Here is a 19,733-nt window from a genome sequence, read left to right as displayed (position 1 = left end):
GTCCGTTACCGGCAGCTGCCCTCCGGGATCACGCGTTCTATCCGCCGCCAGTCCACGATCTTGAAGTTCTGGCTGTCAGCGCCTTCGTTGCGCCCGTCCTGCGCGACGAAGATGCCGCGAGGAAAGCGGGGGTCCAGGTCGGCGGCGGTCGCGTGGATGCCGTCGGTCTCCTCGGTGCCGTCGATGCCGGCGGGCTCGTTGTCGGCCACGCGGAAGGAGACCAGGTAGCGCACCTCGTCGCCCAGGCAGTAGACGGCATAGCTGTTGTCGCCCTGGCTGGAGGCGAGCAGGTAGCGCGGGCCCGCGTCGGGCGAGTAGATCGTGAGACCTTCCACGTCGGCGACCAGGGCCGGGCCGTCGACGCTGTCGACCAGTTCCGGCGACCATGCGGCCGCCGGGTCGAGCGTGCCGCGCCAGATGCCACGGGGTTCCTCGCCCACGTAGACGTGTCCGGCGGTCTCGTCGACCACACAGCCCTCGGGCTGGCCCGCCACGCGGAACTGCCGGGCGAGGCGGGCGGAGAAGGCAGCCGGACCGGTGCGCTGGAGCGACCACTGCTGATAGCGGCCGTGCTTGTCGTTCACGAACACGTGGAAGCTGTCGCCGCCCGCCGAGCCGAGGCAGATGCCGTAGATCTCGTCGAGGCCGGTGGCGACGGCCGAGCCCGGCAACCGCCGTGCGCTGCCCGTCGCCGCGTCGAGCAGGAAGACGTCGATGCTGCCGGTCGTGCGGTTGGACGCGACGGCCACGGCGTCGCCGCCCGGCAGCAGGCGCAGATCCACGTTGTTCAGACGTCCGGCCTCGATGGACTGGGTCTCGCGGCCATCGAGATCGTAAAGATGCAGGGCCCGCAGTTTGTTGCTGCCAAGTACCCGTGCCCCGCCGTCCTGCGCAGGGCGTGCCCAGACCGCCGGGTCGTCGGCGGCGTCTCCTTCGTCCGGCACCGGATCGGTCTCCACGTCGGCGAAGACGACCGGATATTCCACCGGCCGCGGCCCGGCGGCGCAGCCGGTCAGTGTGAGCGCCGTGAATAGGATCGCGACGAGGGTCGCGAAGACGACCGCCGGGCGGATGCCGGGTCGCGGAAGACGGGGAGCGGTTGCAGTCATGGCAAGGCCTGTCAGTGGAATCACGGGGACTGTTGACGCAATTCCGGATCGAGTCAACTGTGGCCGTGCCGGGCAGGCTTCAGAGGCGGAACAGAAACTCCTGCATGCCGTTGCCGAGCAGGATGGCTCGCTCGATGGAAAACTCCCGGAAGGCCTTGCCGAGTGCCTCCGGCGAATAGCGGGGCGCCGGGCGCGCGTCCGGGGCGGCATTGCGTCGCACCAGGTGCTCGCCGTCCACCGGGCAGAACCCGCCGGGCAGCGCCGGCATCAGCGGGTCCCGGTAGGCGACCAGGGCATGCACCAGCGTGCCGGGCAGCCCCCGCGCGGCCAGCCGGGACGACAGCGCGGGCAGGGTGGACGGCTGCAGGTAATTGAGCAGGTCCCAGCAGAGAACGATGTCCACCGGCTCCGGATTGCGCGGCGGCAGTGCGTCTTCCATGCGCTCGCGCAGCAGCTCCTCGCCCGCGTCTTCCGGCGGCACGAGCGCGTCGAGATCGTCCGCGAGGTCGGCGATCTCCAGGCGGCAGCGAAAGCGGCCGAACAGATCGATGCTCTCGGGGCGCGCCGGTCCGAGGTCCAGTATCACCCAGCGACCGCCTTCCTCCATCCGTTCCACCAGGGAGCGGAACAGCGGGGCCCGTATCGGCCCCGCTGCCCCCGGCAGCGCCTGCGCGGCCGCGGTGGCCATGTCAGGCTGCCGATTCCTCTTTCTTCGCGGTTGACGGCGTCGCAGAGGAGGCCACCGAGGCCGGCTTGCGCGTCGCGCCCTGCTTGCCCAGCGCGGCCTCGACGGCCTCGGAGTCCATCTCGATGGAACCCTTGAAATGGGCGCCGTCCTCGAGGCTCACCCGAGGGGCGGTGATGTTGCCCTTCACCCGGGCATTGCGGCGGATCGCCACCTGCTCGGCGCCGAACAGGTCGCCCTCCATGACCCCGTCCACGGTGATGGCCTTGGCGTAGACGTCGGCGTGGATCTCGCCTTCCTTGCCGATGGTCAGGCTGTTGTTGACGAGCTTTACCGTGCCGGTCACGCGCCCTTCGATGCGCAGATCCTCCTCGCCCTGGAGGTCGCCGTCGATGCGGATGGAGCGCCCGATCACCGCCATTTCGCCGCTGCCGCTGACTGCGGCGTGGGCGGGTTTCGCTGCGGGTGTGCCGGTGCTGCGGCTTTCGCCGGGATTGGGAGCGGTCTCGCCGCCGTCTTTCCTGCCACGTTCAAACATTACTGTCCCCTCGTCGTGTCGATTTCGTCGATCCGGTCGTGCCGGTCGATCCGGTTGCCGTTCGAGCGGTTCTAGCACGCGCCTGCCCGGCCCAACAACTGTCGCTATGCGGCGACATGTGGCGATTTGTTGTGCACCCGGTCCGTTACACTGTGTCCCCGGGGAAGTCCGACGACCAAGGGGAGACGCCATCATGATGACCGGCAGGGCGGGATTGACGAGACGCAAGGTACTGAAGCTCATCGGCGGGGCGGGCGTGGCCGCGGCCACGGGCGGCTGTGGTGGCGGCCCGGGGACTTCGGCCGGCCGGGCGACGGTGCCGCTGCACTACGAGAGCCTCCTGTCGCTGGCGGCGGGCATCCAGGCGCAGGAGATTTCGCCGGTCGCGCTGACCCGAGCCATGCTCGGCCGCGTCGAGGACCTGGAGCCCTCGCTCAAGGCTTACGCCACGGTTACCAGCGTCGCGGCACTCGAGGCGGCCGGCCGGGCCGAGGCGGAGATAGCCGCCGGCAATTACCGCGGCCCGCTGCACGGCGTGCCAGTGGCGGTGAAGGACCTCTGTTACACGGAGGGGGTGCCGACGATGGGCGGCATGGCGGTCTATCGCGACTTCGTGCCGGAATACGATGCCACCGTGGTCGCGCGCCTGAAAGCGGCCGGCGCCGTCCTGGTCGGCAAGCTCAATCTCACCGAGGGCGCGATGGCCGGCTACCACCCGTCCTTCGAGGTGCCGAAGAACCCCTGGGATCCGGAGCTCTGGCCGGGGGTATCGTCCAGCGGCTCCGGCGTCGCGACGGCGGCGGGTCTGTGCTTCGGCTCGCTCGGCAGCGACACCGGCGGCTCCATCCGCTTTCCGTCCCAGGCCAACGGCATCGTGGGCCTGAAGCCGACCTACGGCCGGGTCAGCCGCTACGGCGTCATCCCGCTGGCGGAATCGCTGGACCACGTCGGCCCCATGACGCGGCGGGTGGCCGATGCGGCGGCCATGCTGCAGGTGATCGGCGGTCCCGATCCGAACGATCCGATGACCCTGGACGAGCCGGTGCCGGACCTCTTCGCCGACATCGACGCCGGCGTGAAGGGGCTGCGCATCGGTTACGACGAGGCCTTTGCCACCGAGGGCGTCGATCCGCGTCTCGCGAGCGCCATCCAGGATGCGCTGGGCCAGCTGGCCGCGATGGGTGCCGAGATCGTGGACGTGACCATGCCTGCCGGCAGCACCGGCCTCGCCGATCCCTGGTCCGCCATCGCCGCGGCCGAGGCCCTGGAGGCACACGGCGAGTTCTACCCGGAGCGGGCCGACGAGTTCGGGCCCTTCTTCCGCGAGTTCCTGCAGGCCGGGGCTGCGCTGACGGAGGAGCAGCTGGCCGCGGCCCGGGCTTTCCGGGCCGATTACGCCGCGAGGATGAATGAGCTGCTGGGCACGGTGGACGCCATCGCGATGCCGGCGGGCAACCCGCCCATGCGCGTCACCGAGGAGATCCAGTTCGGCGGCATGGAAGGCTTCGAGCCCATGGCCCGGGAGCTGAAGCAGTACTTCGCCGTGCCCGCCAACTTCTCGGGCGCGCCGGCGCTGACGCTGCCCTGCGGCTTCACCGAGGACCGCGTCCCGCTGGGGATGCAATACATGGCGGTGCCGCGCGGCGAGGCCATGCTGTGCCGCATCGGTCACGCCTACGAGGGCGCGACCGGCTGGTACAACCGTCATCCCGACGTCTGAATTCGCGGATGGACACTTCTTCGTAGAAGGCGGTCCGTCCGCGAATTCCCGCTATCCGGCGGCCGATACGGCTTTTTCAGAGCAATCCGGCGCTGCGCAGCACGCCTTCGTAGCGCGGATCGGAGCGCAACGGCTCGAGTTCGGGGTCTGCCCGCAACTCGACCAGTCCCGGATCGCGTTCCTCGATGGCCGTATTCAGCCAGCGGAAGGCCCGGTCCGGCTCACCGAGCTGGCCGTTCACGATCGCTGCCTGCAGCGCGATCTCGTTGCCGTAACGGCCGGTCAGCTCGTCGAGACGTGATCGCGCCTCGGCGGTCCTGCCGAGGCGGTGTAGGGCGATCGCGCCAATGTAGAGGCGGCGCCATTCCAGCGGTTCCGATCCGATGATGCGCAGCGCGTCGGCCGGTCTGCCTTCCGCCAGCGCGATGCGCGCCTGGAGGTGTGCGACGGGGAAGCCCGGCGCCAGCTCGCGGATGCGGTTCAGTTCATGTCGGGCGGCGGCGTGGCGGCCCGCCAGGAAGAGCGTATCGGCGAGGCCGAGATGTGCCTGCTCCGAGAGCGGGTCGAGCTCGACCGAGCGCCGACGCATGGCTATGGCCTCGTCGAGGCGTCCGACCATCGCGAGAAAATGGCCCAGGTGCGCATGGGTGTCGGCATCCTCCGGCTGCAGGTCCAGCGCCCGGCGCAGCGATGCCTCCGCCGCGCCGAAGTCCCTTTCGTCCGACAGCTGGATCTCCGCGAGTGCCACATGACCTTCGGCGAGCTGCGGGTCCAGCGCGAGGGCACGGTTCACGGCCTCACGGGCGCGGCGGAAACCCGCCCGCGGCGCGATCAGCCCGTAGCGCGCCAGCCAGCTGTAGGCGCGGGCGAGTGCCGCCAGGGCCGGGGCGAAGCCCTCGTCGAGTTCGATTGCTTCCTCGAAGCAGGAGACCGCCTGCCGGACGCCGTCTGCCGTATTCCTGTGAGCGGCATGCCGCCCCCGGAGCCAGGCGTCGTAGGCGCGCGGCGACGTGGTCCGACCGGTGCGCGGGTCATTCCCCGCGCGCACACCCAGGGCGGATGCCACCCGGCGGGCGATCTCTTGGTGAATTTCCGGTACCGCGTCGCCACGATGCCGCCAGGTTCGGGACCACAGCACGGAGTCGCGACCGGCATCCACCAGTTGTACCGAGATCTTGAAACCGTCGGCGCGGCGGGTGAATGTGCCGTCGACGACATATTCGACCCCGAGTTCCGCCGCTGCCGTCGCCGGGCTCGTTGCCGAGTCGCGGCAGCGAAAACAGGAGCGCCGCGACGGCACCCGCAGACCGGGGACGGCCGCGAGGGCATTGAGCGTCTCCTCGGTGAGTCCGTCGGCGAGGTAGTCATCGCCGTCCTCGCCGCCGTCGTCAGTCTGGCGACGGAACGGCAATACGGCCACCGAAGGTCTGAGCCGGGGCGGGGCGGTCTCACGCCTGAGTCCCTCCGGTGTGATCTTGAAAAACCAGGAGAGGATGAGCGCGAGCGGGAAGCAAAGAACGAGGACCGTCAGCGTGAAGCGCAGCGTCCAGTCCGGCAGTCCGAGTACGCCGGCGATGATGTCGGCGATCTGGAGCACGCCCCAGCCGGCGACCGCGTAGATGATCGCCATGCGCACCACCTTGCGTTCGCGCAGCTCGGAGATGAACGACACGGGTACTCCGTCACCGTCTGTCTGCCCCCAGCATAGGCCGAGGGGCCGGCCCTGTCAGCCGCTGGGCTGCCGGTGCGCCGCGACCAGCCGTTCCTGAACGTTGTGGGGCACCCGGGCGTAATGGCTGAACTCCATGGACAGGCGGCCCTCGCCGCCGGATATCGACTTCAGCCGCGAGTGGTAGCCCTGGATTTCCTCCAGCGGGGCCTGGCCGGAGATTTCCATGCGGTTCTCCCCGAGGACGGCCGTGCCGCTGACGATGCCGCGCATGCCGGAGAGGTCGCCGGTCACCGCGCCGACGCAGTCGGCCGGCACCCGGAACACCACGTCGACGATGGGCTCCATGATCACCGGCGAGGCCTTATCGACGGCATCCATGAAGGCCTTCTTGCCGGCCTGGACGAAGGCGATCTCCTTCGAGTCCACCGTGTGGTACTTGCCGTCGTAGACGACCACGCGGACGTCCTGCATGGGAAAGCCGGCGACCGCGCCGGACTCCATTACCTGCCGCACGCCGGTCTCCACCGCCGGGATGAGCCCGGACGGGATGGCGCCGCCGACCACCTCGCTCTTGAACTCGAAACCCTCGCCGGGTTCCAGCGGCTCGATACGCAGATACACCTCGCCGAACTGGCCCGCGCCGCCGGTCTGCTTTTTGTGCCGGTGGTGGCCTTCGGCCGGGGCGGTGATCGTCTCCCGGTAGGCGATGGACGGCGGCGCCGTCTCCACCTCGATGCCGTAGCGGTCCCTGATCTCCTCCAGCACGGTCCTCAGATGCAGGTCGCCCAGCCCGTTCAGCACGATTTCGTTCAGAGCCGGGACGTGCTCGAGATGCAGTGACGGGTCCTCGGCTTCCACCGAGTGCAGCGCATCGGAGATCTTCTGCACGTCCGCGTCGTCGGAGAGCTTGATGGCCAGTCCGTACATCGGCCTGGCGTTGCGCAGGGACTTCAGATGGTAGTGATCCTCGTCGTGGGAGTCGTGCAGCACCGCGTCGTAGTGGGCCTCCTCCAGCCGCGGGATGGCGCAGATGTCGCCGGGGATGCCGCGCTCGGCCTTCACGTGCTCCGCGCCGTTCAGCTTCAGCAGCTGGCCGACCTTGACGGGTTTGCGGGCGTCGCCCACGAACAACTGCATGCCCGGGCGGACGGTGCCCTGGTGGATGCGGAACACGGCGAGCCGGCCCTTGAACGGGTCGATGTTCACCATGAAGACGTGTGCCACCACATGGGCGTCCGCATCGGGTGTGGCGACGACCTCTTCGGCGCCGTCACCCTCGCCCCTGAAATACACCGCCGGATTGCCTTCCATGGGGTTCGGCATCAGGCGCTCGAAGATGCGCAGCAGCTGACGCACACCGGCGCCGCTCTTCGCCGAGACGAAGCAGACCGGCACCAGGTGGCCCTCCCGGAGCGCCGTCTCGAAGGGGTCGTGCAGCTGCTCGGGCGCGAGTTCCTGGCCCTGCTCCAGGTAGACCTCCATCAGCTCCTCGTCCAGCTCGACGACCTGGTCGATGATCTTCTCGTGGGCGGTGGCCACGTCGCTGAAGGCCGTCTCCTCGCCCTCCAGCTGGAAGAAGCAGTCGACGACGGCGTCGCCCGAGGCGGACGGCAGGTTGATGGGCAGGCACTGGGTGCCGAACGCGGTCTGGATTTCCTCCATGATGCGGGCGTGGTCCACGCCGTCCGCGTCGATCTTGTTGACGATGATCATCCGGCACAGCCGCTGTTTCGCCGCGGCCTCCATCATGCGCCGGGCGGTCAGGTCGACGCCGTTCTGCGCATCCACCACGATGGCGGCGGTCTCCACGGCGGGCAGGACGGCCAGCGCACGGCCGTAGAAGTCCGGGTATCCCGGCGTATCCACCACGTTGACGTGGATGCCCTCGTGGTCGAGATGGCACACCGCCGGATGCAGCGAGTGGCCGAATTCGCGTTCCCGGGGATGGAAATCGGCGACGGTGTTGCCGCGCTCCACTTCGCCGCAGCTCTGAATGGAGCCGCCTGCCTTCAGCAGGGCCTCCACGAGCGTCGTCTTGCCCGCGTTACTGGGCCCCGCCAGGCACACGTTACGGATGTCAGCCGTCTGATACGCCATGGATGCCTCCCTTATCGAGGTGTCTTTATATTTCGAGGGGATCTCTGGGAGCTTAGCTTACCCCCTGCGTGAGTCGGCCCTGTATCCGGGCAATTACGACCCCCGGCCGGACCCCGCCGGCAGTTCTATCCTCTTGATTCTAGCGCCGGAATCGGGCAGGCGGGTACTCGGCCGGGTTGCGCCGCGCGCCCGATCCGGTAAGGTGGGCGGGATGAGCAACACTAAACGCGAAAGCGCGGCCCCGGCGCGGGATTACCAGCAGCCCTTCGAGTTCGTGGAACTGGAGCAGGTGGAGGCGCCGGACGGCAGCGACGACGGTCGCTGGTACCGCTACGTGATCAGCCAGGGCGGCCAGTCCATCGTGGGCCACCGCCGCGGGACGAAGAAGAAGGTACGGGAAGCCGTAAAGGACATCGTGCAGCGCATGAACGAGCGCCGCATGGGCCGCTCCGGCCGGGTCCACCTCTCCATGTCGAAGAAATAGGTGCCGGCAGATGTAGGAGGGCCTTCAGGCCCGATCGGGATAAGGAGTCGGGGCTGAAGCCCCTCCTACAAGCCCCTCCTACAAGCCCCTCCTACAAGCACCTCCTGCATGATGAGGCGCACCCTCGTCCTCCAATCCCACCGCGACCCCCTCCCGGCACACTGGCTGGGCCGCTGCCTGGCTTCCGTGGAAAACTGGGCCGGCGCGGCCGGCTACGAATACCGCTTCATCGGCGACGAACTCTTCGACCCCATCCCGGACCACCTGCGTGAGCGTCTCCGCGGCCAGCCGGTGGTGGCCAGCGATATCGCCCGGCTGCTCGCGCTGCGCGCCGCGCTGGAGGAGGGTTTCGAGGCGGTGGTCTGGTGCGATGCGGATTTCCTCGTGTTCGAGCCGGAACGCCTGGCGCTGCCTGCCGAGTCGTATGCCGTCGGTCGGGAAGTCTGGATCGAGGACCGCGGAGGCGGTCGTACGCCCCGCGCCCGGGTGAAGGTGCACAACGCCTTCCTGCTATTCCGCCGGCGCAATCCGTTCCTGGATTTCGCCATCCATGCCTTGCTGCGCCTGCTCGCCGCTCACCCGGGCCCTTACCCGCCCCAGTTCGCCGGCCCGAAGCTGCTGACCGCCCTGCACAACATCGTCGGCTTCCCGGTGGCCGAGCGGGCCGGCATGCTGAGCCCGCCTGTGATCCGGGACCTGGTCGCCGGCGGCGGTCCGTGCCTCGAGCTGTTCCGCGAGCGCAGCCCGGAGCCGGCGGCCTCGGCAAACCTGTGCGCTTCGCTGGCGGGAGGGCGGGAGATGACGGATAGCGAGGTGGAGGCGGCGATCGACGCCCTTACCCGATCCATCCCCTCTTCTTCGCCGACACCGACGCCCACATGAGGTAGGCGGCGATGACGAGGATCAGGACGGGCAGCACCAGGTCGGCGGCGGTTCCCTCGAAGGCGGTAAAGGCGTAGCCCGCCCAGCCGAAGACGGCGATGAGCGATACCGCGAACATCGGCACGGCCCAGGCCCGGCGCATCAGCAGTCCGACGGCGCCGAAGGTGCCGCCGAATACCGCCAGCGCGTAGGCGCCCGTGACCCACGCCGGCACCGGCGGCGCGGCGCCTGCCTCGCTCATCACGTGGCCCAGGTAGGTGGCCACGCCGATCAGGTTCCAGACCAGCGCCACCCAGGCCACGGTCCAGTACAGGCCGGGCGGTTTGTTATCCAGCTCGGTCATGGTCTCCCCCTTTGTCTGTTCTTATGGGGAGAGAGTGTGCGCCGCACTCGCGGCGCCGATCAAGTCTCCACGGTGAAGCGCAGCCCGGCGTTGTCGACCAGGCGGCGGATCAGCTTCTCGCCCATGGCCGGCGCGGTAGTCCAGATGCCGCCGGGCGTGTCGGCGGCGTCGCGCAGCAGGCAGATCGCGCTCTCGGCGATCATCCGCGAGGTGGAGCCGTAGCCGGGGTCGAGGTCGCCGCCGACGCTGGCCCGGATCTCGCGGCCGTCCGGCATCTCGCCGATGAACAGCACGTCGTAGGAGCCCGCCTCCCGCTCTTCCTTGCTCGGGCCCTCACCGGGCTGGGGCGCGTTGTCGCCGCCGAGCGCGTCGGCCTTCGCAATGGCCTTCGCCTTCGCCTCGCCTTCCTCGCCCGGGCCGACCACCAGCATCTCGTCGTAGACGAACTCCTCGCCGTAGGCGTGCCCGAGCAGCGCGTTGGAGCGGTGCACGTTGCGCGTGTTGATGGGCGCCATGATGAAAGGCGCGCACCAGACATCCATGGACTCGTCATATGCCGGCTTCGTGCCCCGGGGCTGTTCCGGCCCGCTGAATCCGGGCGTCAGCGCGAAGGGGTCGCGCAGAAGGGCCAGCACGCTGGGGTTGTTCTGGGCGGCGGCCAGCGTGGCCTTCAGGCTCGCCGCCGTGCCGCCGGAGAAGCCGCCTTTCATCTTGCGGACCCGGCCCTTCACGCGGGGCGCCGTCGCGCCGAACTCCTTCTTTGCCGCCTGCTGCAGGAAGTACACGCCCATGTCGAAGGGGATGGAGTCGAAGCCGCAGGAGAAGACGATGCGGGCGCCGCTCTCGGTGGCCTGCTCTTCGTGCTCGTCGATCATGTGGCGCATCCAGGCGGGCTCGCCGCAGAGGTCGACGTAATCGGTGCCGGTCTTCGCGCACACGGCGACCAGGTCGGAACCATAGAGCTGATAGGGCCCGACCGTGGTCAGCACCAGGCGCGTGCGTTCCGCCATCGCCTCCAGCGAGGCCGGGTCGCTCGCGTCGGCGACCACCAGTGGCGTGTCCTTAGGCGCGCCGATCTCGTCGCGCACGGCGGCCAGCTTCTCCTCGCTGCGGCCCGCCATGGCCCATGCGAGGTCCGGGTCGTCGCCGTACTGCCGGACGAGGTATTCGGCGACCAGCCTTCCGGTGAAACCGGTGGCGCCGTACAGGACCAGGTCGAATTCTTTGTTGTCGCTCATGCGCTGACTCTCTTGTCGTGTTATGGGCTTCTCTGAAGGGCGTGTTGCCGACCCTAGCTTACTCCGGGTATTCGGGAAACTCCGGCAGCGCCGCCGCGGTACACGACCATGCGCTGCGCGAGCCGGTGAAGATGCGCGCCTGTGGCAGCATGTCGGGCTCGGTGTCCAGCGAGCCGGCGGGGATGAAGGCGAGCCCGGCTGCCTCCATGTAGCGCGGCATGCGCGAGCCGCAGCGGCTGCAGAAACTGGTGCCGAAGCGTTCGGCCTCGGGCACCCGGTAGTGCGTCAGCAGATCCTCGCCGGCCTCCCAGCTCAGCGTTCCGCGCACGAACAGGTTGCTCGCGTGGCCCGTGCCGGACGCCTTGCGGCAGCGCGAGCAGTGGCAGTGGTAGAAACGCCGTGCCTCGCCTTCCACGACGTAGCGCACCGCGCCGCAGAGGCAGCTGCCTCTCAGTGTTCGTGTAGTCATCGATCGGTCCCCCGTTTGGTTCCTGTGCGGCTTAGCGCAGCACGCCGTCCTCGCGCAGCCGTTCGATGATGGCACGCTGGCGCTCGATCACGGCCTGCTGCGACAGCATGCGGCCTTCCGCCATGGCGCCGTGCGGCGCCCAGTCGGTGTCCGCATAGGCGGACTCGTAGGCGCCCCATGGCTGGCGCGAGAGGAGATTCGCCATGCCGGTGCGCCGGCGTGCCGCGCGCAGAGCCGGCAGATCCAGGATGGCGTTGGCGTTCACGCTCTCGCCGCTCTCGGCCTCGCCCAGCACCTTGCCCTCCCAGTCCACCACCTTGGACATCGCGTCGGCGGACGCGGAGGGGAGGGGCGTGCCGGCGATGCCGGCCGTGTTCGCCGAGACGACGTAGGCCATGTTCTCGATGGCGCGGGCGCGCTTCATCACGTCCTTCTTGGTCTGCAGGGGCGAGCCCACTTCGGAGGTGTGATGCAGCAGGATCTCGGCACCCTTCATGGTGGTCATGCGGGCGATCTCCGGGTACAGGATCTCCTCGGAGGCGATGGTGCCGAGCGTGCCAATCTCGGTGCGGGCCACCGGGAACACGGCGTCCGCGCCGTAGCGGGCGAGGTAGTCGTCCCACACGTCCCAGGGCGTCGGTGTGTACAGCGAGATCATGCGGCGGTAGCGCAGGATGGTGTCGCCGTTCGGCGCAATGACGGTGTTGGCCTGGAAATAGAGTTCCGGGAAGGCCGGGTCGTTCTCGTACAGGTTGCCGGCGAGATAGACGCCGAAGCGCTCTGCGATGCCGGCCAGCGCCTCGTATTCCGGCCCGCCGATGTCGACGGCGGCCTTCGCCTTCCATTCTTCCCGGCTCTCGCGCAAGGGGAAGCCGGTGAGGTAGTACTCGGGCAGCACCACCAGGCGCAGGTCGCTGCCGTTGAAGGTCTTCAGGAACCCACGGGCCGATGCGACCTGGCCGGCTATACGGCGGATGGAGGCCATCATGCGGGCGCGGGCGGCTTCCGCGGTGGCGTCCTGGTTCACGGCGTCGCACAGGGTCTGCAGCGCGAGCGCGGAGTAGCGGGGGGTATCCTCATCGGCGCGTGCCCGGTGGGTGAACGGGCAGAGTGCGAGCGCGCCGAGGCCGGCGAGAACGTGCCGGCGGCTGATACCCGGAGGTAGGAGGGCCTTCAGGCCCGACCCTGCTTCGTCCGACGGTGCGGAATCGGGCCTGAAGGCCCTCTTACGCGGGGGTTTCATGCCTCGCCCTCTTTCAGCGATTCCATCTCGTGTGCGGCCTCCAGCCATTCGGCTTCCGCCGCCGCGAGGTCGCGCTCCAGGTCCGCCTGATCGGCCAGCAGGGATTTCAGGCGATCCCGGTTCGCCTCATCGTACAGGTTCTCGTCGGCGAGCTCCGACTGCAGCCTGCCGCGGCGGGCCTCCAGTGCCGCCAGCGATTCCTCGGCGCGCGCCAGGCGTTTCTTCAGGGGCGTCAGTCGCCGGCGCCGTTCGGCCTCCCGGCGTTTGCGCTCGCGTTTCGCCGCCGCGGTGTTGACGCCATCAACGCTGCCGTCGGCCTTGTCGTCCGCGCGCCGGTCGCCCCGGTTGTGCTCGGCGAGCCAGCGGGGGTAGTCGTCGAGGCTGCCGGCGAACTCGTCCACGGTGCCGCCGTGCACCAGCAGCAGGGTGTCGCAGGTTACGCGCAGCAGATGCCGGTCGTGGGAGACGATCATCATGGCGCCCTCGAAGTCCTGCAGCGCGACGGCGAGCGCCTGGCGCATCTCGATGTCCAGGTGGTTGGTCGGCTCGTCCAGCAGCAGGAGGTTGGGGCGGCGGTAGACCAGCAGCGCGAGTGCCAGCCGGGACTTCTCTCCGCCGGAGAACGGGCCGGTGGGCATGAACACCGTGTCGCCGGAGAAGCCGAAGCCGCCGAGGAAATTCCTGAGCGCTTCTTCCCGGGCGTCCGGGTCGATGTCGGCCAGGTGGTCGATGGCGGAGCGCGCGGGATCGAGCTGCTCCACCTGGTGCTGGGCGAAGTAGCCGACCGCCAGGTCCTTCGCCCGCAGCCGTTCCCCGCGACGCGGTTCCAGCATGCCGGCGGCGAGCTTGATCAGCGTGGACTTGCCGGCGCCGTTCGGTCCGAGCAGCCCGATGCGGTCGCCGGGGGCGAAAGCGAGCTGCACGCCGGAGAAGACGGTCACGTCGCCGTAGCCGGCCGCTACCCGGTCCAGCGTGAGGAGAGGGCGCGGCGTCTTCTCCGGCGGCAGCAGCGAGAAGCGGAACGGGGAGTCGACGTGGGCCGGCGCAATGGTCTCCATCCGCTCCAGCGCCTTCAGCCGGCTCTGGGCCTGGCGCGCCTTGGTGGCCTTGTAGCGGAAGCGGTCCACGAAGGAGCGCACGTGGGCGATCTCCCGCTGTTGCTTTTCGTACTGGGCCTGCTGGTGGGCAAGACGCGCCGCGCGCACGGTCTCGAACGTCGTGTAGTTGCCGGTGTACAGCGTGAGCCGGCCCTGCTCGATGTTGAGGATGTACTCCGCCACGCCGTCCAGGAAGTCGCGATCGTGGGAGATCAGCAGCAGAGTGCCCGGGTACTCCCGCAGCCAGCCCTCCAGCCAGATGACGGCATCCAGATCCAGGTGGTTGGTGGGCTCATCCAGCAGCAGGAGGTCCGAGCGGCACATCAGCGCGCGGGCCAGGTTCAGACGCATGCGCCAGCCGCCGGAGAAGGTGTCCACAGGACGCTCCTCCTGGCCGGGCAGGAAGCCCAGGCCATGCAGCAGGCGGGAAGCACGGCTGCGGGCGGTGTAGCCGTCCGCGGATTCGATGCGGGCATGAGCTTTCGCAATGGCCGTGCCGTCGCCGGCCGCCTCGGCGTCCGCCAGGTCGGCCTCGATCGCACGCAGGTCGGCATCACCGTCCAGGACGTATTCGATGGCGGGCCGCGTATCAGAGGGCGTGGCCTGGTCGACGTGGGCCACGACCCAGTCGGGCGGCAGCCGGCACTCGCCGGCGTCGGGGGCCAGTTCGCCGAGGATCATCCGCAGCAGGCTGGTCTTGCCCGTGCCGTTGGCGCCGGTTACACCCACGTTCTGCCCGGGGTGGATCTGGGCGCCGGCGTGTTCGAACAGGAGCCTCGGCCCGCGGCGGAGCGCGACGTCGGTGAGCTGGAGCATGGGGGCATTGTAATGGAGCTTTCGCCGGGCCCCACGGGGTGTCTTACACTAGGTCCATCGCAGAGTAAGGGACCGCAGCCCCATGAGACGACACCTCTTCGACAGCCCGCTGGGCCAGGTCCACTTCGTGGACAGCGGCGACCCGGCGGCCCGGCCCCTGCTGCTGATGCACCAGGTGCCGCGCTCCGTGGACGAGTTCGCCGAGGTCATCCCGCTGCTGGACGAGCACCTGCGCGTGATCGCCATGGATCTGCCCGGCTACGGCTGCTCCGACCGCCCGCCGTCCCGGCCCGACATCGCCGGGTATGCCGAGGCGGCCGTCACGCTGCTGGATCATCTCGGGCTGGAGCGTGCGGCGCTCGGCGGCCACCACACGGGCGCCATCGTCGCAATCGAGGCGGCGGCCGGCCGCCCCGAGCGCGTCTCGCACCTCGTGCTGTCCGGCCCCGTGTACATGGACGAGGCGGCCCGCGGGGAGCTCGGCGCCCTCTTCGAGCAGTGGCACGTGCAGCCGGACGGCTCCCATCTGGCCGAGAAATGGCACCGGATGGCCGGCTGGATCGACGATCCGGCGCTCACCCAGCGCTCGGTGCTGGACCTGTTCCGGGCCGGCGAGACCAGCGAATGGGGCCATTTCGCCGTGGCGGAGTACCACATGGAGGACCGCCTGCCGCGGGTGAAGGCACCGGCGCTCGTGCTCTCGGGCACCGACGACCCCTTCAGCCAACCCGAGAAAAATCAGGTATTTACTGATATACTGGGAGATTGTCGGCAGACCACCATCGAGGGCGGTGGCATATTCATGCTGAACCAGCGCCCGCGGGAGTGGTCAGAAGCCGTGCTCGCGTTCCTTGCCTGAAACTTGCGGTATTCCACAGTGCTGCCGGAGGCACGGCGCGTATAATCTGCGCCGAAAATCGAAAGAGGCCATCCATGACGACCGTACCGACCGTGACCCGCCAGAATCAGTGGGTCAACATCATCTTCTTCGCGGTGACGACCCTCGGCGGCGTCGTCGGCGCGCCGCTCTATATTTACTACAACGGCATTGCCGCGGCCGAGATCTGGCTGGCGCTCGCGTTCTTCGTGATCAGCGGCCTGGGCATCACGGTGGGCTATCACCGCTACTTCGCGCACGCGACGTTCAAGACGAACAAGTTCGTCCGCTTCCTGCTGCTGTTCGCCGGTTCGGCTGCCTTCGAGCAGTCCGCACTGGAGTGGTCGTCGCAGCATCGTGACCACCACAAATACGTGGACACCGACCGGGATCCCTACAGTATCAGGAAGGGCTTCTTCTACGCCCACATGGGCTGGCTGATCTTCTGGAAGCACGATACCGACTACGGCAACGTGAAGAACCTCTCGAACGATCCGATGATCGTGCACCAGCACCGCTACTACGCGCTCTGGGCGACCACGGCCGGCATCCTGACGCCGGCGGCCATCGGCTGGATGACGGGGCACCTGCTGGGCGCGCTGCTGATCGCGGTGTGCCTGCGCCTCACGCTGGTCTATCACGCCACGTTCTTCATCAATTCCGTCTGCCACACCTTCGGCAAGGCCACCTACGACGTGGATGCCACGGCCAAGGACAACTGGCTGGTGGCATTCCTTACCTTCGGCGAGGGCTACCACAACTTCCACCACCGGTTCGGCGGCGACTACCGTAACGGCGTGCGCTGGTATCAGTTCGATCCCAGCAAGTGGACCATCGCCATGCTCGAGAAGCTGGGTCTCGCGTGGGACCTCAAGCGTGTGTCCGACTTCCGCATCATGGCCGCCCGCCTGGACGGCGAGAAGACCCGGCTGGATACCTGGCTGGAAGAGACGGCGGACGCCTCGCACCGGCTCCGCGCCAACTTCGGCGAGCAGGCGGCGAGGCGCTACGAGCGGCTGCGCCAGCGGCTGGTGGACTGGGAGGCGGCGGCCAAGGAGCAGCGCAAGGTGCTGCAGGGCCAGGTCTCGAATTACTCCGACGATATACGCGAGTCCGCGCGCCGCCGGGTCGCCGAGGCGAAGGCCCGCTTCCAGGAGGCGCGTGCCGACTGGAACTCGCTGCTCCGGGAGTGCCCGGTAGCCGCCTGACCGGCAGCCGCCCAGTCATCCTCTATACGACCGCGAACAAGGGGAGCCGTGCTGATCCAGCCGGCTCCCTTTTTTATTCCCGCTCCCAGCGATAGCCGAGGAAGCCGACTACGGCGCCGCGGAAAAAGGAGTCCGTCACGCAGGACAGGTGCGACTTGCCGGGCACGATGACGGCCTTCCCGCCGGGGATCATCTCCGCCAGCGGGAGGGGACTGCCGGCCACCGTGTCCCGGGAGCCGGCGATCACGAGCGCTGGGGTCTCCACCTCCTCGAACGCGGTCTCGCGAAGACCGGCGAACGAACCCAGCAGGCACGCGGACAGCGCGCCGGGGCGCCCGCCGATCTTCGTCATCTTCTCGTACAGCGGCACCATCGCCGGGATGGCCAGCGATTCCGTCTTCTTGTTGTCGGCCGTCAGCTTGAAGCCACGGGAAGTCCAGTACCCCGGATCCTCGAGTTCCAGGAGGTTGATGCCGGTGCCGCCGATGACGACGGAGTGGAAACGCTCCCCGTGATGGGCGAGCAGCCAGCCGGCGTTACGCCCGCCCATGGAGTAGCCGAACAGGTCCGCCTGGTCGAGCTCCAGATGATCCATCAGCCGGATCACGTCCCCTGCGATGCCCTCCGGCGCGTAGTCCTCCGGCTCGGAGGGCTTGTCGCTGCGGCCGTGCCCGCGGGCATCCGGGGCGATGACCCGGAAACCCGCGTCGCGCAGCACCCGGTACCAGCCCGTGGCTTTCCAGTTGGTGATGCGGTCGGCCGCGAAGCCGTGCAGCAGGATGATGGGGTCGCCCTCGCCCACATCGTCGTACGCGATGCTGAAGCCCTGGGAGTCGAAGCGCTCCATCAGCCAGACTAGCGCGGTACGCGCAGTGTCATTCCGGCCGAGACGCCCGCGTGGTCGGAGGGCCAGAGCTGGTCGATCGCCGTCCTGTCACCGGGCTCCTCGCCGATCACGTCTGCGCGCACGCCGCGCACGGCCGGCCCGCCGTAATGATCGGGCGCCTGACGCACCCAGATGAGATCGATGCGTTCATCGAGCTGAGAGACCGGATTGTCGAGCAGGGTATCCTGGCAGCAGGTGTAGCCGGGGCTCCAGCGCCCGCCCCGTTCCAGCCAGACGTCGACGTAGGTGGCCTGGCCCATCAGGTAATAGGGCGTCGGGCAGTCCGTCAGGATTATGCCGCCCATGCCGTCCGGTATGGCGCAGTCCACCAGCGGCCCGTCGTCCGGACCGGAGTTGAAGTCGCCCACCACGACCTGGACGTTCTCGTCCGCGTACAGGAACTGGATGAGCTCCGCGGTCTGGGCTGCCTGGATGGCGCGGAAGAATGGCCCAAGCTCGCCGCCGCCGCTGACTTCCAGATGGGTGTTCACGAAGCGGTAGTCGCGTCCGCGTACCGTCGCTTCGACCGCGGTATAGCCGCGCAGCACCTTGTCGAAGCCCGGCAGCAGCGGATTGTCCACCGGAAGTCCAGCGTCGAAATTCTTCGCCACCGGATTGCGGGTCTCGACATCCCTGCGCGCGATCGTGACGTCCCGGTCGGTCAGAACGACGTAGACCGGTGTTCCGTCCGGCAGGCTGGCCGGCAGTCCGGCGAGATCGATGTTCGTGACCGAGGCGGCTTCCCGGTACAGCGTGCCTCCGGCGTTCAGGTTGGCCAGCAGGATGTCGAGGTAGTCGAGGTCGACGGGACACTGCGTGAGTGCCTCGTCGAGGCACAGCCGGATCACGTAGACCTCCTGCAGACCGACGAGGTGCGGGCGCTCCTCCCGGATCAGCTCGGCCAGCTTCATCGCGCGCTGCGGGTAGTTCGTGGTGAGGATCTGGCTCACGACCAGCGCCGCCGCGTCCGCGAAGTCCTCGGGCGGCACCGACAGCGGCAGCAGGATGTCGCCGCCGACGTAGAGGTTCTGTGTCATGACCGTGAGCTGACCGGCCCGGAACTTGCGGAAGTCTCCGGCATCGACGCTGCCGACGCCGGCCAGGAACAGAAGCGCCGCCGTGAACAGCAGCAGGAACCATTTGGGGATTTTCATATCGCTCTCCTCCGCCTGCGGCGACGGTGCGAGCTCTCCCTGCGCGCATGCGCGGCCGCGGCATGCTTGTATGCGCAGATTCCTCCCGGCGCGAGGCCGTGCGCAATAAGGACTTGTCACCGTCAGCGGTCGCTCAGGATCATCATGCCGACATCGTCGCCGCGGATTTCCCACGGGCTGGAGTCCCTGCGGCGATTGGGTCCGAAGGAGTAGACGAAGCTAGTCTCGCGGCCCCCGGCGCATTCGTGGCGGATCCAGTAGGGCAGGCCCCAGGGATCCAGGAAATAGCGTGCGCGGGTCGGGTCCAGGCCGCCGGCGGTGAGGCCGGCGAAACGGCCTTCGCTGAGGTAGCTCTGTCCCCACTCCACGCGGAAGGTGTACACACGCTTGTGGACACCGCAGCGGGTGCGGACGCGTTCATGAGTGAAATCGGTCGCGAGGGCGCGGAGCTCCGTCTCGGCGGCGCGCCGCTTTTCCTCCGTCTCTCCGTGCAGCACGCGGGTGGCCTGCAGCGTGCCGTAGCCCAGCAGCAGTGCCAGTGCCGCCCCGGCGATGGCGGGCCCGGCAACGCCTCCCGCTGCGCGGCCCGCCAGCTCCCTCGCGTTGGCGGCGATTGCCGTCACGAGGCCGAGACCGAGCATGAGCTCGGCCCATTCGCCGGTGTATTCGATGGGGTAGGCCGCGTAGAAGGCCGCCGTCGCGGCGAAGGCGGGCATCAGCGCCGGCGGGGGAGCGACGACGGCGAGCTTCGACAACAGTCTGCCGGTGGCCGGTACGGCGGCCGCCAGCGGCAGGGCGACGCCGTAGCCGAGCACGATGATCTGGAAGGCGAGCTGGCGCAGGTCGCCGGCGACCACGTTGTGGACGTTCAGCTCCTGCTGGAAGTTGTCGGTGAGGAAGTACTCGGGCGGCGTGAAGCCGAGCAGTCGCTGGCCCCACGAGATCTCCTCGCCCGCGACGAAAAGACAGAACAGGCCGAGGCCGAGCAGGAACCAGGGCGCCCGGCGGTGGCGCCACCACTGATGGTGCGCGGCGCACGCGGCAGCCGCCGCGGCCGGCAGGAACGCCCAGACCGTCGCCCACTCCAGCCAGTGGTCCTCCTGGACGAGGCGGTAATAAAGCTCGCCGTAACGTGCTTCCAGCCACCAGGCCAGTGCCGCTGGTGCCGCGATGATGACGTTGGCGATGACCGGACCGATAACGCGCAAGACGCAC

18 protein-coding genes are annotated in these 19,733 nt (G+C 68.6%); 5 read left to right on the top strand and 13 right to left on the bottom strand.

All coding sequences use genetic code 11. The features are described 5' to 3' along the window. Positions 1-5: 5 nt before the first annotated feature. From ACJMKZ_RS06850 to ACJMKZ_RS06840, 3 genes are all read right to left on the bottom strand, one after another. Entirely contained in the window at positions 6-1,109 is a 1,104-nt protein-coding gene (locus tag ACJMKZ_RS06850) for a phytase (protein WP_405232443.1), read from the bottom strand. 79 nt (positions 1,110-1,188) lie between these two features. Then, positions 1,189-1,797, bottom strand: a complete 609-nt coding sequence (locus tag ACJMKZ_RS06845) for a hypothetical protein (protein ID WP_405232442.1) — start codon at positions 1,795-1,797, stop codon at positions 1,189-1,191. A gap of 1 nt (position 1,798) precedes the next feature. Beyond that, positions 1,799-2,332, bottom strand: coding sequence for a bactofilin family protein (locus ACJMKZ_RS06840; protein ID WP_405232441.1), 534 nt, complete (start codon positions 2,330-2,332; stop codon positions 1,799-1,801). A gap of 193 nt (positions 2,333-2,525) precedes the next feature. Here ACJMKZ_RS06840 and ACJMKZ_RS06835 point away from each other — a divergent pair, with 193 nt between their 5' ends. Beyond that, positions 2,526-4,052 (top strand): amidase, encoded by a 1,527-nt coding sequence (locus ACJMKZ_RS06835; protein ID WP_405232440.1) that lies wholly within the window; start codon positions 2,526-2,528, stop codon positions 4,050-4,052. A 76-nt stretch (positions 4,053-4,128) separates the two neighbouring features. On the opposite strand, the gene ACJMKZ_RS06830 is transcribed toward ACJMKZ_RS06835, so the two are convergent. After that, entirely contained in the window at positions 4,129-5,724 is a 1,596-nt protein-coding gene (locus tag ACJMKZ_RS06830) for a tetratricopeptide repeat protein (protein WP_405232439.1), read from the bottom strand. A gap of 54 nt (positions 5,725-5,778) precedes the next feature. Beyond that, positions 5,779-7,821 (bottom strand): elongation factor G, encoded by a 2,043-nt coding sequence (gene fusA, locus ACJMKZ_RS06825; RefSeq protein WP_405232438.1) that lies wholly within the window; start codon positions 7,819-7,821, stop codon positions 5,779-5,781. 211 nt (positions 7,822-8,032) lie between these two features. On the opposite strand from fusA, the gene ACJMKZ_RS06820 reads away from it, so the two are divergent. Together ACJMKZ_RS06820 and ACJMKZ_RS06815 are read left to right on the top strand one after the other, a co-directional pair. Beyond that, positions 8,033-8,305 carry a hypothetical protein gene (locus ACJMKZ_RS06820; RefSeq protein ID WP_405232437.1) on the top strand — a complete coding sequence of 91 codons (273 nt, stop codon included), beginning with the start codon at positions 8,033-8,035 and terminating at the stop codon, positions 8,303-8,305. A gap of 108 nt (positions 8,306-8,413) precedes the next feature. After that, positions 8,414-9,187: a hypothetical protein gene (locus ACJMKZ_RS06815; RefSeq protein ID WP_405232436.1), complete on the top strand. Its 774-nt coding sequence runs from the start codon at positions 8,414-8,416 to the stop codon at positions 9,185-9,187. Here the strand turns inward: ACJMKZ_RS06815 and ACJMKZ_RS06810 are convergent. Genes ACJMKZ_RS06810 through ACJMKZ_RS06790 form a run of 5 tightly spaced genes read right to left on the bottom strand, consistent with a single transcriptional unit; the run spans position 9,141 to position 14,393 of the window. Beyond that, entirely contained in the window at positions 9,141-9,530 is a 390-nt protein-coding gene (locus tag ACJMKZ_RS06810) for a hypothetical protein (RefSeq protein ID WP_405232435.1), read from the bottom strand. The genes ACJMKZ_RS06815 and ACJMKZ_RS06810 overlap by 47 nt on opposite strands. A 59-nt stretch (positions 9,531-9,589) precedes the next feature. Then, positions 9,590-10,768, bottom strand: coding sequence for a saccharopine dehydrogenase family protein (locus ACJMKZ_RS06805; RefSeq protein WP_405232434.1), 1,179 nt, complete (start codon positions 10,766-10,768; stop codon positions 9,590-9,592). Between the two features lie 58 nt (positions 10,769-10,826). Beyond that, positions 10,827-11,237 carry a GFA family protein gene (locus ACJMKZ_RS06800; RefSeq protein ID WP_405232433.1) on the bottom strand — a complete coding sequence of 137 codons (411 nt, stop codon included), beginning with the start codon at positions 11,235-11,237 and terminating at the stop codon, positions 10,827-10,829. A 31-nt stretch (positions 11,238-11,268) separates the two neighbouring features. Next, a complete protein-coding gene (locus ACJMKZ_RS06795) occupies positions 11,269-12,480 on the bottom strand; it encodes a nitrilase-related carbon-nitrogen hydrolase (protein WP_405232432.1) in 1,212 nt (403 codons plus the stop codon). Next, positions 12,477-14,393 carry an ATP-binding cassette domain-containing protein gene (locus ACJMKZ_RS06790; RefSeq protein ID WP_405232431.1) on the bottom strand — a complete coding sequence of 639 codons (1,917 nt, stop codon included), beginning with the start codon at positions 14,391-14,393 and terminating at the stop codon, positions 12,477-12,479. Before ACJMKZ_RS06790 ends, ACJMKZ_RS06795 begins: the two co-directional genes overlap by 4 nt. Before the next feature lie 82 nt (positions 14,394-14,475). Here ACJMKZ_RS06790 and ACJMKZ_RS06785 point away from each other — a divergent pair, with 82 nt between their 5' ends. Both ACJMKZ_RS06785 and ACJMKZ_RS06780 read left to right on the top strand, forming a co-directional pair. After that, the gene (locus ACJMKZ_RS06785) at positions 14,476-15,252 is read left to right on the top strand and encodes an alpha/beta fold hydrolase (RefSeq protein ID WP_405232430.1); all 777 of its coding nucleotides are present in this window, start codon (positions 14,476-14,478) and stop codon (positions 15,250-15,252) included. 74 nt (positions 15,253-15,326) lie between these two features. Then, complete coding sequence (locus ACJMKZ_RS06780; protein WP_405232429.1) at positions 15,327-16,478, top strand: fatty acid desaturase; 1,152 nt, start codon at positions 15,327-15,329, stop codon at positions 16,476-16,478. Between the two features lie 73 nt (positions 16,479-16,551). Here the strand turns inward: ACJMKZ_RS06780 and ACJMKZ_RS06775 are convergent, their stop codons facing one another. The 3 genes from ACJMKZ_RS06775 to ACJMKZ_RS06765 all read right to left on the bottom strand — a co-directional run bounded on the left by ACJMKZ_RS06775 (position 16,552) and on the right by ACJMKZ_RS06765 (position 19,726). Continuing rightward, a complete protein-coding gene (locus tag ACJMKZ_RS06775) occupies positions 16,552-17,325 on the bottom strand; it encodes an alpha/beta fold hydrolase (RefSeq protein ID WP_405232428.1) in 774 nt (257 codons plus the stop codon). An 8-nt stretch (positions 17,326-17,333) separates the two neighbouring features. Continuing rightward, on the bottom strand, positions 17,334-18,518 hold the full coding sequence (locus ACJMKZ_RS06770; protein WP_405232427.1) for an endonuclease/exonuclease/phosphatase family protein: 1,185 nt from the start codon (positions 18,516-18,518) through the stop codon (positions 17,334-17,336). Positions 18,519-18,640: 122 nt separating this feature from the next. Next, positions 18,641-19,726, bottom strand: a complete 1,086-nt coding sequence (locus ACJMKZ_RS06765) for a hypothetical protein (RefSeq protein WP_405232426.1) — start codon at positions 19,724-19,726, stop codon at positions 18,641-18,643. Positions 19,727-19,733: the final 7 nt, after the last annotated feature.

The sequence above is a fragment of the Lentisalinibacter salinarum genome (assembly GCF_040706555.1).
GTDB lineage: Bacteria > Pseudomonadota > Gammaproteobacteria > Steroidobacterales > Woeseiaceae > Lentisalinibacter > Lentisalinibacter salinarum.
The sequence above is the reverse complement of the archived record's forward strand: the minus strand, read 5'-3'. Positions and strand labels throughout refer to the sequence as shown.